Below are 15,323 nucleotides of genomic sequence, written 5' to 3' on the forward strand. Positions count from 1 at the left end.
CTTTACCCGTAGACGATGCGCCGCAACTGCCGTTCGGTGAACCGGGGAGCCGCCACCGGCCGCTGCGCGAGTTCGCCCGTGAGCAACCGCCAGATCTCGGCATTGCGCACCTGCCGGGCCTGCAACTCCCCGTGCCTGCGGCGCACGAACTCCTCGGCCGTCTCGTCGAAATATCCGACGACATCGGCGACCACCCGAGCCGCGACCCGCTCCGGAAGCCCCGTGGACATGGCCACATGCCGCACCAGCTCCGCCGAGGATCCGTCGTTCACCGCCGCAATCTTGCCCGCCGCGATCGTTTCCGCCAAGTTCCCTGCCCGATTTCGGGCAGAATCGTTGCCCATGGCACCGCGCGGGTATTCGGCGGACACTGGAGCCATGGTCGACAGGGAACAACGCACCCCCTTCTACGGGGTGGTGCTGATTCTCGCAGCGCTGGGAGCAACCATGGCGGTGACGTTCTACGGCCCGACCTGGCTGCGCGTCGTCGTGTACCTCTTCATGGTCGTAGCCATCATGGTCGGCGGCGTCATGACCTTCCGCGACTACTCCCGCTGAGCTGCGATCTCACTCGCGCCCCTGGCCCCCGCCAGCGGGCGAGCGATTTGCGAGTGCTTTCGGGCGCCGCCATCGTGGCTGAGCCGTGGCACCATGCGTGGGTGGGCGACTATTTCGAGCGGATCATCGATGTCGAGGTGGGTGCGGCCGAAGCGGACGCGCTCGGTGCGCGGGTGGTGGACTGGATGGTGGCGCGTGGCTTGCTGACGCGACAGATGTCCAGCGAGTCGATGTACAGCTCGAAGGTCGAAGCGGGATTTGTCCCCGGGCCGCAGTGGGCGGGTATCGCGGACGACTGGGGCGCCGATTGGCTGCCCGGCCCGGTCGCCGTCATCGTCGGCCGCCACGCTCACCATGGCGGCCAGGGCGAGACCGAACCCGAGTACGCCACCTGCCCCCACTGCGCCACCCGCACCGTCATCATCGATTACCCGAACCGATGGGAAGCCGACCCCGCTGTCTGGCAACCCTATTCGTCCGCGATCGAGGAATGGGTCACCATCGGCGCCGGCGACGTCACCTGCCGAACCTGTCGGACATCCGCACCGATCAACGCTTGGACCTGGTCCGACGACTTCGCACTAGGCGCGCTGGCTGTCGAATTCTGGCACTGGCCACCGTTGCACGACACCTTCGTCGCCGAACTCGCCGCCCAGCTCGGCCACCGGACCGTGCACCACACCGGCAAATTCTGACTAACCGATCCGGCTGATCCCCGACCACAGGTCGCAATGATGCTGGGCTGCAAAAGAATCACCGGTGCTGATCCCGGCGCTGCTCATCTCGAGGGTGGCGCCGGGGGTGGTCGGCCAGTCGGCGAAGTCCGCTGTCACCGGATCGCCGGTGTGGGCGAACCGGGCCCAGCTCTGCTGAATGCGGCGGGAGAGCTGGTCGCCCGCCGGTGGCAACGGGATCGGGATGCCGAACAGATCGGTGAACACGTAGGGAAGTTCGGCCGCGTGAAAGGCGCCGGGCAGCAGCGGATTCTGGCCGAGCGGTGCTTCGTTGAAGCGGTATTGCCAGACCTCGGCGCCACCGGCACGTGCGGCCTCGGCAGTGAAAAGTGCTGGGCAAGCGAAGAATCCGTCGGTGAGCACCTTTTCCTTCGCCTTGACCGGTGAGGGGAAGTCGGCCGACGGGTACCGGTGCAGAACCTGGCCGGCGTTGTCACCGAACAGTTCCTGCGCCCAGGTCAGGTAATCGGATTCATCGGGGATCGTGCCCTTCAGGTAGTCGAGCAGGGCGATGAAAGCGGCGCCCTCGTCGGCATTGCTGCCGACCACCAGCGGTATGTCGCGCGCGGCTCCGGCGGCGAGCGCCTCTTCGGGAGTGGAGGTCAACACGACCCCGTCCTGTACGGGGCTCCAGGTGATCGCCATCGAATGCAGTTCGGCACTGGGCGAATCCAGCAGCTTCTCGACCGGAAGCGCGCGCAGGCAGTTCAGTCGCGTGTGCGGATCGTGGCACCCGAGGCTCGCCGCGTAGTCGGCCGACCGCTGGAAGGCGAGTTCCCTGTCCGGCGGTGACAGCGGGCTCCGCGCGCACGACCCACTCTGGACGATCGCCCGGTGGAAAAGGCCCTGTGCCAGCGGCGAAGCGAGCTGCGTGCACACACTCATCCCACCGGCCGATTCGCCGAAGATGGTGACATTGCCGGGGTCGCCACCGAACGCGGCCGCATTCTCCTGAACCCAGCGCAGCGCCGCCTGCTGATCGAGCGTGCCGTACGTTCCGGTGATGCCGCCTGTGCTGTCGGCCAGTTCGGGCAGCGCGAGGAAACCGAACGGACCGACCCGGTAATTGGGGATGGCCACGATGACCTTGCCCTCACGCACCAGCCGGTCAGGGGAGTCGTACTGTGCGTTGGAGCCGAGTACGAAGGCGCCACCGTAAAGCCAGACCATCACCGGAAGATTCACGCCCGCGGGGTTCTCCGGCACATAGATATCGATGCTCAGGCAGTCCTCGCTGGATTCCTGCAGCGCCAATCCGAACGGCGCCGGAGACGCCTGCGGACACTGCGGTCCATGTGCGACCGCCGCACGCACATCTGTCCACGGAACGGCGGGTCGCGCAGGGGCGAAACGGTTTTCGCCCGTGGTCGCGGCAGCGAACGGAACACCGAGGTATTCGACGATGCCGTTGGTGTGCCGACCGCTGATCGGCCCGCCCGAGACGGTGACCACCGTATCGTCGGGTGTCGCGGCGGCGGGCGAAACCACCACCGCCGCACCGGCACTCGCGAAAACAACGGCCGCCGCCAGCAACTGACGGATGAAGTTCGGGCTCCGCAACACACGCTCCCACAGTGAAATGCTTTTGAAACAAAACTACTGTAGGTGACCGGCCTCACATGCGGAAGAGTGCGCGACCTATTCGTCCAGCACGGACAGCAGCCGCTGCAGGGCGGGCACGGCGGATTCCAGCGCCTGTCGATCCGCCGGTGACAGTTTCGCCAGCGAGTCCCGCAGCATGGCCGCACTGGCCCGGTCATACCTGGCCAGCAGTTCCCGTGCCCGCGCCGACGCGACCAGCACGGCCCCGCGCCCGTCCTCGGTCGACGGCACCCGATCCACCAGGTCCGCCATCGTCCGAACCAGATTGCTCACCGTCGACTGCGCCACCTTGAGCTCGTCCGCCGCACGTCCCGGCGCCAGACCGTCATGTGCGACAAGCAATCTCAGTAGTTCGATCTGCGCCTCCGGCAGATCGGGCAGTCCCTCCATTGTCCGTGTCCGCCGCAACACCGCCCGCCGCAGCGGTCCGAGCAACGCACTCAACTGAGCTTCGATGCCATCTGCCATCCCGCCATTCTCCCGGCCTCCGACGAATGGCTGTCCGCGGCTACCTACCTGAGGTGTCGAGAGCGGCGGGGCCGGGCGTGGTGTGCGGCAGTTCACTCGGACAGTTTCGGCATTTCGATCGGGCGGGAGCCCTCGCGCAGTGACCGCGCTCCCGCGACGCCGACCAGCGATGCCGCGATCGCCTGTTCTACCGGAACCAACGGTTGCGCGCCGTGTTCGACGCATGCGCGGAACCCCTCGAGGATGTGGACCGTGCCCTCGGCTTTCGGCTCGACCGGGTATGCCGACACCTCGACCGGCAGCTCACCGGTGAGGGAGAGGATCGGCGAGAGCGTGTGCGTGCAGGAGGCCGTCGGTTCGATGCGTCCTCGCCAGTGCGCGGGATCGCCGATCAGGCCCGTCACGTCGGCGGGTGACATGGCGTGCAGATAGTCGGCCTCGATCAGGGTGGGCCGGCCGATCTCCCCGTCCGCCAGCGCTTTCCGGATGAGATTCACATGCGGATGGAACACGTAGTTCTCGGCGAACGAATACGTCGCCGACGACCGCCGCTCGGCCGCATCGCCCGTCGCGCCGCATCCCGATCACACGCGGCGACCACCTCCATCCCCAGCCGCCGGCACCACGTCGCCAGATGCAACCCCATTCGCAGACCCACGACCCGGACCCGCATGCCCTGTCCCATCGTTTGTTTCGTCTGCCAGAGGGCGCGGCCGATGTCGTCGGCCACGCCTTCCGGGCTGCGCCTCCGCCGTCGCGAATCCCCACTACATCGTGGTTGCCGCGGATCGGCATGTGGAAATCGCGGCGACGCCATCATCCGAGCATTGGTGATCAGGTACTCGCGGGATACTTCTATTAGGTTCGCAATTGCGCACATGAGGACGTATCCTGGGTTCGAGCCGGAATTCAGGAGGTCGTCGTGCTCGAGGTGTTGCGGCATCGCCGATTCCGGCGCCTGTTCACCGCGCAGGTGGTCGCACTCGTCGGAACCGGTTTGTCGACGGTCGCACTAGGGCTGCTCGCCTTCGACCTGGCAGGCGCCGATGCGGGCGCTGTGCTGGGCACCGCGCTCGCGATCAAGATGGTGGCGTATGTCTTTGTGGGGCCTGTTGTTTCGGCTCTCGCCGATCGTGTGCCGCGTCGCGTGTTACTCGTGTCGGCGGACGTGATGCGGGCGATGATCGCGCTGTCGTTGCCGTTCGTCGGGGCCGTCTGGCAGATCTATGCGCTGGTCTTTGCGTTGCAGGCGGCGTCGGCGACCTTCACTCCGGCCTTCCAATCCGTCATCCCGTCGGTCCTGGAGGGCGAGCGGGACTACACCCGGGGTCTGTCGCTGTCACGGCTGGCCTACGACCTGGAATCCCTGCTCAGCCCGATGCTTGCCGCGGTCCTGCTGACGGTGCTCAGCTACAACCTGCTGTTCGTCGGCACGGCCGTGGGCTTCGTGGTCTCGGGGATCATGGTCCTCGGCACGCCGTTGCCGCGGCTGGTCCCGGTCGACCGGTCGGCGCCGTTGTTCACCCGCATCACCCTCGGTGTGCGCATCATGACCGGGGATCCGGTGCTGCGCGGGCTGCTGGCGCTGAACATGGTCGTCGGGGCGGCGACCGCACTGGTCGTGGTGAATACCGTTGTCTACGTCCGTGATCTGCTCGGCGGCAGCTCGGCGGCGATGGCGCTGGCGCTGGGGTGTTTCGGCGCCGGATCGATGATGGTGGCGCTGCTGGTGCCGCGCGTGCTCGAACGGATCTCCGACCGCAATCTGATGCTCTCCGGTGCCGTGATCGTGTCGTTCGGGTTGGTGCTCGCCGCCGTATTGATCGCATGGCCCGGCTGGGTGGCCCTCGTCGTCGGCTGGCTGGTGCTCGGCGCGGGCACCTCGATGATCAACACGCCGTCCGCGCGATTGTTGCGTGCACAATCCGACGAGGTCACCCGTCCGGCCGTGTTCACGGCACAGTTCTCCCTCTCTCACGCCTGCTTCCTGCTCACCTACCCCATCGCGGGCTGGGTCGGTACCCTCGCCGGACAGCTCACCGCGGCGATCACCCTGACGTTGCTGGCTACACTTGCGGCGATCACGGCCACGCGCGTGTGGCCCGCGAAGACCACCTCCACCCCGGCGGTGGTGACGGCAGGAAGGTGACGGCGATGACCGGTGAACTCCGTCCGGTATCGGAACCGAGCCTCGTCCACGCCGTCCAACCAGACCAAGCCCACCTCGAGGCCGCGACGGCAGCCTTCCGCATGCTCGCCGACGCCACCCGGCTGCACATTCTGTACCTCCTCGCCCAGGGCGAACAGGATGTCAGCGCCCTGACCGAGGCCTGCGGTGCATCACGCACCGCCGTCAGCCAGCACCTGGCGAAACTGCGCTTCACCGGAATGGTCGAAACCCGCCGCGAAGGCAGACGCATCGTCTACCGCATCCGCGACGGCCACCTCGCCCGCCTGGTCCGCGAGGGCCTCAACCTGGCAGACCACATCGTGACAGGAGAACAGCCGCACGAGTGAGGCTCGCCGCCCGCACCGCCCGTAGGCGATCAGACCGCGCAGATGTTCGGCGGTCACTCGTCTGCACCGGATCGCGCGTCCCACAAATAGGTGTCGAACAGTTCAGCAGCAGGGAGCCGATGAGGAGTTCGCGGTCGCCGGTGACGGTGTCGAGCCGGTCGTAACGCACCTTGGCCAGTACCGGGTACATCATGATCAGCAGACCGATGGCGATCGGCAGCGAAACGCCGTCGATCTCGACCGCGCCGAGGGTGTCGCCGAGTCCGGGCACCATGCGCCCCACCAGGATTCCGGCCGGCATCGCCGCACCGATCCACAACGGAAGGAACCGGTGGAGGGTCGACAGCTTGCCGACGACGGGCGGCTGCTCGGCGGTGGTCGCCGTGCTCACGCGGGCACATCCTCGGTGCTCAGCGCGCTGGAAATGCGGGCGAACGCTTCGGGCGCCACGCGGTAGTAGTACACCTACGAAGCGCGCCGCTCACTGGTGAGCAGTCCCGCCTCGCGCAGCACTTTGAGGGGGAGATGGTCGGCTGGCTCACCTCGACACCGTCGGAGATGTCGCACACGCACGCTTCACCACCGGCCTGACTCGCGACCAGCGACAGCAGCCGAAGCCGCACCGGATCCGACAACGCCTTGAACCCGCGGCGAGCATCAATGTGCAAACGGTAGCGGTAGCCACCGACGGGGTTGTGCCCGTCAGCCGCCGAAAACGGTGTCGACGACGGACTCGTCACCGTCGATCTCGATCAGCTGGAGGGCGCGCGCCTCGTCCGGTGTCAGCGCACCGGCGGCGAGGCCGAGAAGGCATCCGGGATCGGCGCGGATGCCTGCGTCGAGTTCGCGGCCGTCATGTCGGCCGACTTCGAAGCCCGATCGGGTACCGCGCAGCTGGAAGAACTCCGCCTCGATCTCCAGGCCGATCGTCACCGCACGGCGAAGCTCGACCCGTGCGTTGAGCAAGGCGGGGAGCGCGAGGGCGAGCCACCCGGGACGGAACGCGTCGCCCTCGGCGGGACCACGGCTCATCAGTGGCGTCGACCAGCGGATCAAGCCTTCGATCGGTTCACGCAGTTCGGCACCCCACGGTGTGAGGGCGTACTCGACGACGCTGCCCTCACCGGTCAGCCGCCGCTCGATCACACCCGACGCCTCGAGGTCGCGGAGCCGGTCCGCCAGCAGATTCGTCGCGATACCGGGAAGGCCTTCGAGAAGGTCGCGGTAACGGGCCGGGGCGAGGAGGAGTTCCCGGACTATGAGCAGATTCCATCGGTCGCCGACGACTTCGACGGCTCGGGCGAGCCCGCAGTACTGACCGTAGCTGCGCATCATCACCTACTATCGCTTGATATTCTAAAGTGCGCGTGAGATCCTCAAGCATACTCTGATGCCTAGTTCTGAGGAGACCACCGTGGCCGACACAACCAAGAGCGCGCGGCCCGGCTGGGTCGACGACGAACTGTTCCCGTTCGAGAGCCGATTCGTCGAGACCGACGGGCACACCGCGCATTACGTCGACGAGGGATCCGGCCCCACACTGCTGTTCCTGCACGGCAACCCGACCTGGTCGTTCCTCTGGCGCGACGTGATCCGTGAGCTGCGCGACCACTATCGATGCATCGCCCTGGACTACCCAGGCTTCGGGTTGTCGACGGCGAAGCCCGGCTACGGCTACCTGCCGGAAGAACACGCCGACGTGGTCACATCCTTCGTCGACCAGCTCGGCCTCGACGGCATCACCCTGGTCGGGCAGGACTGGGGTGGCACGATCGGCCTGGCTGTCGTGCAGCGTCGGCCTACCGTCTTCGATCGGCTGGTGCTCGCCAATACCTGGGCCTGGCTGGTCAACGGAGTCCTCCACTTCGAGGCTTTCGGCCGCCTCGCCGGCGGGCCCCTGAGCCGCTTCCTGATCCGCCGGTTCAATCTGCTGGTCAACACCTTCATTCCCACCGGCCACCGGAGGCGCAAGCCGACAGCGGCCGAAATGTCGCACTACAGCAAGGCATTGGATACGCCGGAGCGCCGTCAGGCTTGCGCCGTGCTGCCCGGCCGTGTCCTGGCCAGCCGGGCATTCTTCGCCGAAATCGAGGCCGGACTCGCCGCCATCGCCCACCTGCCGACGCTGATCGTGTGGGGTGACGCCGACATCGCCTTCCGCGCTCAGGAGCGTGAGCGTCTCGAAGCGACATTCGTCGATCACAAGACCGTGATCGTCCAGGGTGCGGGAACTTACGTGGAGTCGGACGCACCCGAGGAGTTCGTCGCCGCTTTCCGCGAATGGGCCGCGACGTAGCGAAAGCGTCGAGCCGACCGGTTGACGCCTGTCCGGTCGGCCGACGGGTTTGTCGCTGTTACGCCGCAGCTGCCCGAACCGCTCGACGGCCTGCCACCGCGGTCACCCCGACCGTCGTGCCCGCACCGAGTACGACGGCGAGCACATAGGGCACTGGTGCGAACGCGGCGAGCGGATCACCGGTCTTCACGACCGCGAACGGGACGGTGGTGACGAACGCTCCGAACGCACCGGTGACAGCGCTGATGATGACGGCTGCGGCGGCCTCGCCGACGAGCATCCGTTGTGACTGGCTCGCCGTCGCGCCGATGAGGTGCATGGTGGCGAACTCAGGGCGGCGGCGGGCGATGGAGGCAATCAGGTTGTTGGACAAAGCGATTGCCATGAACGCGGCGATGAGGAATACCACCAGGTAGTTGATGGTGGCCATCAGTTCCCCGTCGCTGCCTCCAGCGCCGTAACTGCTCTCGATGCTCTGCATGGACAGGGTGCCCGCGGAGACCCCGATGAACAGGGTCAGGAAGGTGACCGCGGGACGTATCCGTTCCGGTGCGGTGGCGAGGTTGCGTGAGATGAGGTGCCCGGCGGGGCCCGACCGCAGGACCGGGGCCTTGGCGATCACGCGGTGCGCCGCACGGATGAGCTCCGGTGCGAGCAGGCCCGACCCGACTGCCGCGAGGACACACGCCGGACCGGTGAGCGCGGTGGTCAGGATGTCGTCCGCATCGACCGCGAACACGGCCGTCGACGATCCCAGACCGGCCGCGAGCGCCGCACCTGCCGCGATCCGGCGGATGCGCGTCGCACCACCGCGCATCCGCGCCGGAGTGGGATCTTCGATGGGGCTGCGCGCGGCGATGGTGCGGCTGCCGAGCCAGGCGGCGGCGACGGCCGCACCCAGCATCAGCACGGTCGCGATCGAGGGGAGCGGCGTGCCGGGTGAATAGCCGGTGGCGTCGTCGACCAGGTCCGCGCTGCGGATTCCCGCGAGCAGGCCCGCGCCGAGCAGTTGTCCGCCGAGCAGGCCCGGCACGGCGGCGATGCTCGCCACGATGGCGGTCTCACCGGCTACCATCCGGCGTATCTGCGAGGGCGTGGCGCCGATGAGACGGATGCCCGCGATCTCGTTCGTCCTGCCGTGCAGTGCCACCGCGATCGTGGAGATCATGGCGAACAGGACGATCGCCAGTACCCAGCCACCGAGGATGAGCGGGAACTGCACGAGAAAATCGCGGTCGCCCTCGGCGGCGGAAAGTCCGGTGCCCAACAGCCCGGCCATGGCGGTGACCAGCGCGGTTCCGGCGGCCGCGACGAGCCCCGTGGCGACGGCGGAGGTTCGGTGGTGCGCGAACGAGCGCGCGGCCAGGCGCATCATCGCGACCACGCGTTCGAGCCGCGTTCGGCGGATTCGACCAGCACGGCCATCCGGTTCGCGACATCGCCCGCCGTCGGTCGCGCGAGGCGGTCGACGAGGGCGCCGTCGGCGAGGAAAAGGACCTCGTCGGAGTACGACGCGGCAACCGGGTCGTGGGTGACCATGATGATGGTCTGCCCCTGGTCGGCCAGGCGGCGCAGCAGGGTGAGAACGTCACGGGCACTACGGATGTCGAGTGCGCCGGTCGGCTCGTCGGCGAACACCACCTCCGGGTCGGTGATCAGCGCACGGGCGATCGCGACGCGCTGGCGTTGGCCCCCGGAGAGCTGGTCCGGCCGGTGATCGGCGCGCTCGCCGAGACCGACGTGGGCCAGGAGCGCGCGGGTGCGGTCGCGGTCGGGGCGTCGTCCGTCCAGGCGCAGCGGCAACTCCACATTGTCGATGGTCGACAGTGCGGGCAGCAGGTTGAACGACTGGAAGACGAAACCTATCCGGCGGCGACGCAGTTTCGCCAGCGCGGTCTGGTCGAGGGCGTCCAGCGCCTGGCCGCCGAAGGTGATGCGGCCCGAGGTGGGTGGCTGTAGTCCGGCCGCGCAGTGCAGGAGCGTGGTTTTGCCCGAGCCCGAGGGGCCCATGACGGCCGTGAACGAACCGGGCGCGAGGTCGAGGTCGACACCGCGCAGCGCGTGGACCGACCCGCTCTCGCCGGGGTATTCGCGGCGCAGTCCGCGCAGTGACAGCACAGGCGGGGCCGAAGTGGTGGCGTGCATGGGATTCCTCCATGTGTACGACTGTTCTAAACGATCGTTGTAAACGAACGTTTATATATATTATCGGGACATGAGCAATCGAGACAAGCTCCGGCAGGCGGCACGTGACTGTCTGCTCTCGCTGGGCTACGCGAACACGACCGTCCGCGAGCTGGTCAAGGCGTCGGGAGCCAATCAGGCGTCGATCAACTACCACTTCGGCTCCAAGGAGCGCCTGCTCACCGAGACGTTGCACGACCTCAACCGGGAATGGGGTGACGTACTCTTCGCGGCTCTCGACGGTGTGGACCCACCCGGTCCGGCGGGCAATGCGGCCAGGTGGGAACGGATCATCGCGTCGATCAACGAGCACCGGGCGCTGTGGTACGTGAACTTCGAGTCGGTGTCGGCCGCCCGTCACGACGAGGAGATCAGGGCGATGATCGCCACCGGGCAGCGTGCGGCCCGCCGCATCCTCGCCCGCGCCTTCGGCGGGCTCGACCTAGACACCGCTGATGCCGATGCCGTCGATGCGGTCGGGTCTCACTACTTCGCGTTGCTCGTGGGTGTGGCCAGTCAGTGGCTCGCCGATCCCGATCACGCTCCCACCGCAGAGCGCATCGTCGCGGTCGACACATTGCGAAACTCATAGTTCCGTAACGAGGGTGCGCTACACCTACCCCGGACCGCCGAAACCGGCTGTGATGCACAGTTTTCCGGTGAGTGCGAATTTCCTGGGTGCGGCACTCGACCGTGATGGGCCTTCGGGTTTGTCGGGTGCGTAGGCGGCACAGCGGCGCCCCGGATCGTGAGATCAGGGGCGCCGCAATTGCATTCAGTATTCGGTTGGGTTCCCGGCCCGCGACCGTCGATGTGTCGGCGGTCGCGGAACCGCTCGGTGCTCAGACCCCCAGCGCACCCGCGATCTTGGTGGCCATCGCGGTTACCGCCGGGAGCGGAGCACCCTTGGCGGCGTGAGTAGCCGGCTCGATCGCGATCAGCACGGTATCGCGGAAGTTGGCTGCCTCGCCGGGGTAAGCGGCGAGCGCGGCCACCGCGGCCGTGAGGCTGGGCAGCACGGTGTCGGCGAGTTCGGCGACAGTCTTGCCCGGCAAGCGGATATCACGGGACTTCGCCGACAGAACATGACCGACAAGTCCCGTCGCGGAAGTGAGAGCGATGGTGCCGTGCGAAACAGCCTTGTGCGGACCGCCCGCGGCAGCGATCAACGCGACGGCCCCATAGGCGGCGGTCCGCAGCGTGGCCTTGTCCTGGTCGGTCAGGGTGACGGTGGCGTTCATGGTGTGCTCCTCGTAATCCGTTGTGGTCCAGCTCCTTCGGAGTAGGACCGCCTTGTTCGATGAACACACTCTGTCCGGCCTCGCTGACACGGACCTGACGCTCAGCTGACGCCAGTGCTGACATGGGAGTGCACAGTCCGTAGGTTGATTGCGGTGATCGCTGAATGGATCATCTCCGGCTACTGCGCGTCATGATCGCTATTTCGATCAGAGACGGTGTGGTTGCGGATGAGATCCTGAATTCCGATGAGAAGGCTCTCGCCTACTTCCTCGACTGATGCGGAGGGCGGCGGAGTGAGCGATCCGTGGTACTCAACGGAGAGATACCCCCACACAGAACAGTCCCCGGTAGTCTCCATCGAAACGAAAGTTGTCAGTCGTCGCTGACAGCTCCGGAATTCGACTGGCTTGCCGGGGGCTTAGCCGGATCCTGAAAAACAACTCACCGCTGTCGACGGACGTCTCTGTCGTTAGCGTAGTCATTTTCCGGTGCTCCGGTATGTCTCCAGTCTGCTCCGATTTCTGCTGCTGTCAATACTTGTCGCCTGACTATTTCGCCGAAATTTCGAGGTCGGGCGGGGTGTTGGGGTGTGGCATTGTGCGGACGGCCGTCGCGGAGGACAGTGGGTATGTCCGGTGGTGTCCACCGGGGGCGCCACTCTTCGGAGAAGCAGGAGGTTGCCTGTGTACGCACGTTCGAGCACTATCGCGGCTCAGCCGTCTTCGATCGACAGCGGGATCGCGTACCTGCGTAACAAGGTGATGCCGCAGTTGCCCGAGTTCGACGGATGGGTCGGCCTGTCGCTGATGGTGAACAGGGCGACGGGACGTTGCATCGCCACGGCCGCGTGGGATTCGGAGGATGCGCTGCGATCGAGCCAGTCGCGTGCCCAGCCGTTGCGTGAAGGTCTGGCCCAGGCGATGAGTGGGCGGCTCGAGAAGATCGACGAATGGGATGTTGCCGTCATGCACCGCGAACACCTGGCAGGCCCGCGCGCCTGCACCCGATGCACCTGGTTGCAGATGGATCCGGCCGAAATGGACCTGCTGATCGACACCTTCAAGACCAGACTGCTGCCCGCGTTCGAGGAGCTCGAAGGGTTCCGCAGCGCCAGCTTGTTCGTCGACCGGGAAACCGGGCGTGCGGTCGGCTCCACCGTGTGGTCGAGTGTCGAGGAGTTGGACAGCAGCCGCGCACACACGGACCGGATGAGGGACGCGGCCTCACGCAGCCTGAGTGCCGAGGTCCTCGATGTAGCGGAGTTCCGGCTCGGCTTCGCGCACCTGCGCGTACCCGAATTGGTTTGATCGGCGGGGTGAGCCGGCCGGGAGGGTGCATCCGGCCGGATTCGCCTTGCCCAGCGGACACCGCGTCGACGTGGCCCGCGCGGTGATGGTGTCGGTTTCGTCCAAGACGGGCGTTGGTGCCTCGCCCTAGGGTGAGTGCAGTCCGACGCACGATCTTTCAGGAGGAATCGCATGGCACGCGAACTGGTTTACACGGGATTCATGTCGCTCGACGGGGTGGTCGATTCGCCCGGTGGCACCGTCGAGGGGCATCGCAGTGGTGGGTGGGTGATGCAGACCGAGTTCGTGCCCGAGGCGTATTCGCTCAAGGGGGAGGAGCTCGCGGAAACCTCGGCGCTGATGTTCGGACGTCGCAGCTATGAGGCGTTCGCGCCGATCTGGCGGGATTCCGAAGACCACGCCGCGTACAAGGATCTGCCCAAGTATGTGGTGTCCTCGACACTGTCCGAGGACGGCCTGATCGACGGCTGGGGCGACATCACGATCCTGCGTACCCTCGCGGACGTGGAGAAGCTGAAGCAGTCCGACGGTGGGGCCGTCTTCGTCCACGGCAGTGCCGAACTGGCACGGAGTCTCGGCGACGCCGACCTGATCGACCGCTACAACCTGTTGGTCTTTCCGGTTCTGCTCGGCGCGGGCAAGAACCTCTTCAGTCACTCGGATCGCCCGAAACAGCAACTGCGGCTGCGTGATTCGGACAACTACAGCAACGGTGTGGCGAAACTCGTCTATGACGTGGTGCGCTGACCGAGGGCGATCGCCCCGCCCGCACCTTCGCGTAATTGCCGCGCTGTGCGCCCGACATAGCGTCGCAGCGCGCGGGCGAGGTGGGGTTCGTCGTAGTAGTCGAGCTTGGCCACGACATCGGCCGCGGTCTCACCCGCACTCAGTAGCAGCGCCGCGGTGCGGACGCGTTCGATCTGGCGGACCGCCCCCTGCGTGAGGCCGGTCGAGGTACGGAACCGGCGTTCGAGAGTCCGCTCACCGACCGCGGGCCGTGCACCACGCAGTGCCTCGACGACCAGCGGGTCGCGACCGACCACCCCCGCCGCGATCAGCCGTTCGACGAGCGCCTCGGCGTCATCCGGATGTGGTGTCTCCCAGCGCGTTCCGTCGAGCCAGAAGCCGCGCTCGGTACTGTCCGGCAGTATGATTCCGCCGTCTACCAGCGACGATGTCGCGACGGTACGCAACGAGGTGCCGACAGCGAACTGGACACCGACGAAACTGGCGCCCTCGGGTACCGGCGCCGTCCCCGCCCGGCTCTCCGGCCCCGTCACCGCGGCTCCGCGCACACCGTCCTGGTCCCAGAAGACCAAGCCCCACGTCTCGGTCGCCACGGAGGTCATCTCCGCCACGTGCTCGCTGCGGCAGGTCCACACCGTGGAAATCCACGGCGAATCGGACCCGCGCCCCTCGAACACCAAACCCACACGTCGATGCTAAACGGCCGTGCGACGATCTGGTCCCTGTCCCGGAGCCGACCGCCGCCGTTGTCGGGGAGAAGTACCGTCATAGGCATGCACGATCTGACCTACGCACCCGCAGGCGCGACCTGCCCCGCCGAGCGCATGTGGGCCGAAGGTTCCGACGGGTTCCAGCGATTCGAGACCTGCGTGGTGATCGGGGACGGTGAGCAGGTGTGGGAAGCGGCGAGGCAGGCGGTGTTGTGCTGGGGTGTGAAGCGGCGCAGTGGGTTTCGGATCGTCCCGGATGGGACCGTCGCGGTCGGCGCGGAGTATCGGGTGAGCGTGGGGTGGGGGCCGCTGTCGGTCCATGAACCCGTGCGGGTGGTGGCGGTGGTCGATACCGAGGACAGGTGTGGGTTCGCTTATGGCACCCTGCCGGGGCATCCGGTGTGTGGTGAGGAGGCGTTCGTGGTGCATCGACGACCTGACGGAACCGTGGAATTCACCCTGAGGTCGCTCACCCGACCCGCGCCGACCGGATTCTGGCGGACGATCTTTCCGATCCTGCTCGTCGCCCAGCGCCACTACCGCCGCCGCTATTTGCGTGCACTGCCGCGCTGACCTATCTCGTTCTTTACCGAGCTGGCGGACAGCGCTTTTACTCGGCGCGAAACTCGGTTCGAACCTTCTTGGCCGGCGAGAATCGGCGCTGACTTTCGGACGGCCATCTCCATGGGCTCGTTCATCCCGGTGAGGTCACCACGCGGCCGACCGTGAGCCGGGCAATCATGCTGAATTCCGAACGCAGCGTGCGTGTCTCGAGTCTGTGCGCGAAAGGTGATTCGCATATCGATCGCGAATCCGAACTGCAGAACGGATTGGTCAACCGACGCAAATGTGAAATAGATCACAAAGATTGATTTAATATCTTTCGGCTATTACTAATAGCCCGGTCGACATTCGATTGGTCCGGCTTTGGGGGGCAAAAGGTCGAGAGGGAGTAGTC

At 66.6% G+C, this 15,323-nt stretch carries 18 protein-coding genes and 2 pseudogenes; 9 read left to right on the plus strand and 11 right to left on the minus strand.

Annotated features, from left to right (window positions below; genetic code table 11):
* Positions 1–2: 2 nt before the first annotated feature.
* Positions 3–380 carry a hypothetical protein gene (locus tag NI2_RS35390; protein ID WP_243750144.1) on the minus strand — a complete coding sequence of 126 codons (378 nt, stop codon included), beginning with the start codon at positions 378–380 and terminating at the stop codon, positions 3–5.
* On the opposite strand from NI2_RS35390, the gene NI2_RS28275 reads away from it, so the two are divergent.
* Both NI2_RS28275 and NI2_RS28280 read left to right on the plus strand, forming a co-directional pair.
* The gene (locus NI2_RS28275) at positions 379–558 is read left to right on the plus strand and encodes a hypothetical protein (protein WP_067497001.1); all 180 of its coding nucleotides are present in this window, start codon (positions 379–381) and stop codon (positions 556–558) included. The two genes, NI2_RS35390 and NI2_RS28275, sit on opposite strands and share 2 nt — an antisense overlap.
* 101 nt (positions 559–659) lie before the next feature.
* A complete protein-coding gene (locus NI2_RS28280; RefSeq protein WP_067497003.1) occupies positions 660–1,253 on the plus strand; it encodes a hypothetical protein in 594 nt (197 codons plus the stop codon).
* Here the strand turns inward: NI2_RS28280 and NI2_RS28285 are convergent, their stop codons facing one another.
* The 3 genes from NI2_RS28285 to NI2_RS28295 all read right to left on the minus strand — a co-directional run bounded on the left by NI2_RS28285 (position 1,254) and on the right by NI2_RS28295 (position 3,859).
* The gene (locus NI2_RS28285; protein WP_166655842.1) at positions 1,254–2,852 is read right to left on the minus strand and encodes a carboxylesterase/lipase family protein; all 1,599 of its coding nucleotides are present in this window, start codon (positions 2,850–2,852) and stop codon (positions 1,254–1,256) included.
* Between the two features lie 78 nt (positions 2,853–2,930).
* Positions 2,931–3,362 carry a MarR family winged helix-turn-helix transcriptional regulator gene (locus NI2_RS28290; protein ID WP_067497007.1) on the minus strand — a complete coding sequence of 144 codons (432 nt, stop codon included), beginning with the start codon at positions 3,360–3,362 and terminating at the stop codon, positions 2,931–2,933.
* Positions 3,363–3,454: 92 nt separating this feature from the next.
* Entirely contained in the window at positions 3,455–3,859 is a 405-nt protein-coding gene (locus NI2_RS28295) for a Gfo/Idh/MocA family oxidoreductase (RefSeq protein WP_208115425.1), read from the minus strand.
* Between the two features lie 425 nt (positions 3,860–4,284).
* On the opposite strand from NI2_RS28295, the gene NI2_RS28300 reads away from it, so the two are divergent.
* Positions 4,285–5,511: an MFS transporter gene (locus tag NI2_RS28300; protein ID WP_067497009.1), complete on the plus strand. Its 1,227-nt coding sequence runs from the start codon at positions 4,285–4,287 to the stop codon at positions 5,509–5,511.
* A gap of 5 nt (positions 5,512–5,516) precedes the next feature.
* On the plus strand, positions 5,517–5,879 hold the full coding sequence (locus NI2_RS28305) for an ArsR/SmtB family transcription factor (RefSeq protein ID WP_067497065.1): 363 nt from the start codon (positions 5,517–5,519) through the stop codon (positions 5,877–5,879).
* 100 nt (positions 5,880–5,979) lie between these two features.
* Here the strand turns inward: NI2_RS28305 and NI2_RS28310 are convergent.
* The 3 genes and pseudogenes from NI2_RS28310 to NI2_RS28315 form a co-directional block, all read right to left on the minus strand.
* Positions 5,980–6,270 (minus strand): annotated as a pseudogene (locus NI2_RS28310) (arsenic resistance protein); the annotation flags it as partial.
* Positions 6,271–6,347: 77 nt separating this feature from the next.
* Positions 6,348–6,523 (minus strand): annotated as a pseudogene (locus tag NI2_RS34160) (ArsR/SmtB family transcription factor); the annotation flags it as partial.
* A gap of 58 nt (positions 6,524–6,581) precedes the next feature.
* Entirely contained in the window at positions 6,582–7,211 is a 630-nt protein-coding gene (locus NI2_RS28315; RefSeq protein WP_067497067.1) for a winged helix-turn-helix transcriptional regulator, read from the minus strand.
* Between the two features lie 82 nt (positions 7,212–7,293).
* Between NI2_RS28315 and NI2_RS28320 the strand changes: the two genes are divergently transcribed.
* Positions 7,294–8,175, plus strand: coding sequence for an alpha/beta fold hydrolase (locus NI2_RS28320; RefSeq protein ID WP_067497012.1), 882 nt, complete (start codon positions 7,294–7,296; stop codon positions 8,173–8,175).
* A gap of 58 nt (positions 8,176–8,233) precedes the next feature.
* Here NI2_RS28320 and NI2_RS28325 read toward each other — a convergent pair whose 3' ends face one another.
* Together NI2_RS28325 and NI2_RS28330 are read right to left on the minus strand one after the other, a co-directional pair.
* Positions 8,234–9,550 (minus strand): FtsX-like permease family protein, encoded by a 1,317-nt coding sequence (locus NI2_RS28325; RefSeq protein WP_067497069.1) that lies wholly within the window; start codon positions 9,548–9,550, stop codon positions 8,234–8,236.
* The gene (locus tag NI2_RS28330; RefSeq protein WP_067497014.1) at positions 9,547–10,320 is read right to left on the minus strand and encodes an ABC transporter ATP-binding protein; all 774 of its coding nucleotides are present in this window, start codon (positions 10,318–10,320) and stop codon (positions 9,547–9,549) included. The genes NI2_RS28325 and NI2_RS28330 overlap by 4 nt, the downstream gene beginning before the upstream one ends.
* A gap of 70 nt (positions 10,321–10,390) precedes the next feature.
* Between NI2_RS28330 and NI2_RS28335 the strand changes: the two genes are divergently transcribed.
* A complete protein-coding gene (locus NI2_RS28335; protein ID WP_067497016.1) occupies positions 10,391–10,951 on the plus strand; it encodes a TetR/AcrR family transcriptional regulator in 561 nt (186 codons plus the stop codon).
* Positions 10,952–11,201: 250 nt separating this feature from the next.
* Here the strand turns inward: NI2_RS28335 and NI2_RS28340 are convergent, their stop codons facing one another.
* Positions 11,202–11,600 carry a hypothetical protein gene (locus NI2_RS28340; protein WP_067497018.1) on the minus strand — a complete coding sequence of 133 codons (399 nt, stop codon included), beginning with the start codon at positions 11,598–11,600 and terminating at the stop codon, positions 11,202–11,204.
* A 684-nt stretch (positions 11,601–12,284) separates the two neighbouring features.
* Here NI2_RS28340 and NI2_RS28345 point away from each other — a divergent pair.
* Positions 12,285–12,908 carry a hypothetical protein gene (locus tag NI2_RS28345; protein WP_067497020.1) on the plus strand — a complete coding sequence of 208 codons (624 nt, stop codon included), beginning with the start codon at positions 12,285–12,287 and terminating at the stop codon, positions 12,906–12,908.
* 171 nt (positions 12,909–13,079) lie between these two features.
* A complete protein-coding gene (locus tag NI2_RS28350; protein ID WP_067497022.1) occupies positions 13,080–13,655 on the plus strand; it encodes a dihydrofolate reductase family protein in 576 nt (191 codons plus the stop codon).
* Here the strand turns inward: NI2_RS28350 and NI2_RS28355 are convergent.
* Positions 13,637–14,341 (minus strand): helix-turn-helix domain-containing protein, encoded by a 705-nt coding sequence (locus NI2_RS28355; RefSeq protein WP_067497024.1) that lies wholly within the window; start codon positions 14,339–14,341, stop codon positions 13,637–13,639. The genes NI2_RS28350 and NI2_RS28355 overlap by 19 nt on opposite strands.
* An 81-nt stretch (positions 14,342–14,422) precedes the next feature.
* On the opposite strand from NI2_RS28355, the gene NI2_RS28360 reads away from it, so the two are divergent.
* Positions 14,423–14,938 carry a DUF1990 domain-containing protein gene (locus tag NI2_RS28360; protein WP_371852020.1) on the plus strand — a complete coding sequence of 172 codons (516 nt, stop codon included), beginning with the start codon at positions 14,423–14,425 and terminating at the stop codon, positions 14,936–14,938.
* Positions 14,939–15,323 lie beyond the last annotated feature (385 nt).

It is taken from the genome of Nocardia ignorata NBRC 108230 (assembly GCF_001612905.1).
Taxonomy (GTDB): domain Bacteria; phylum Actinomycetota; class Actinomycetes; order Mycobacteriales; family Mycobacteriaceae; genus Nocardia; species Nocardia ignorata.

Bases quoted from the DNA above. Each gene is read 5' to 3' on its own strand.
- NI2_RS28315 (WP_067497067.1), bottom strand. From the start codon at position 7,211: ATGCGCAGCTACGGTCAGTACTGCGGGCTCGCCCGAGCCGTCGAAGTC.
- NI2_RS28350 (WP_067497022.1), top strand. From the start codon at position 13,080: ATGGCACGCGAACTGGTTTACACGGGATTCATGTCGCTCGACGGGGTG.
- NI2_RS28325 (WP_067497069.1), bottom strand. From the start codon at position 9,550: ATGATGCGCCTGGCCGCGCGCTCGTTCGCGCACCACCGAACCTCCGCC.
- NI2_RS28275 (WP_067497001.1), top strand. From the start codon at position 379: ATGGTCGACAGGGAACAACGCACCCCCTTCTACGGGGTGGTGCTGATT.
- NI2_RS28330 (WP_067497014.1), bottom strand. From the start codon at position 10,320: ATGCACGCCACCACTTCGGCCCCGCCTGTGCTGTCACTGCGCGGACTG.
- NI2_RS28335 (WP_067497016.1), top strand. From the start codon at position 10,391: ATGAGCAATCGAGACAAGCTCCGGCAGGCGGCACGTGACTGTCTGCTC.
- NI2_RS28340 (WP_067497018.1), bottom strand. From the start codon at position 11,600: ATGAACGCCACCGTCACCCTGACCGACCAGGACAAGGCCACGCTGCGG.
- NI2_RS28305 (WP_067497065.1), top strand. From the start codon at position 5,517: ATGACCGGTGAACTCCGTCCGGTATCGGAACCGAGCCTCGTCCACGCC.
- NI2_RS35390 (WP_243750144.1), bottom strand. From the start codon at position 380: ATGGCTCCAGTGTCCGCCGAATACCCGCGCGGTGCCATGGGCAACGAT.
- NI2_RS28290 (WP_067497007.1), bottom strand. From the start codon at position 3,362: ATGGCAGATGGCATCGAAGCTCAGTTGAGTGCGTTGCTCGGACCGCTG.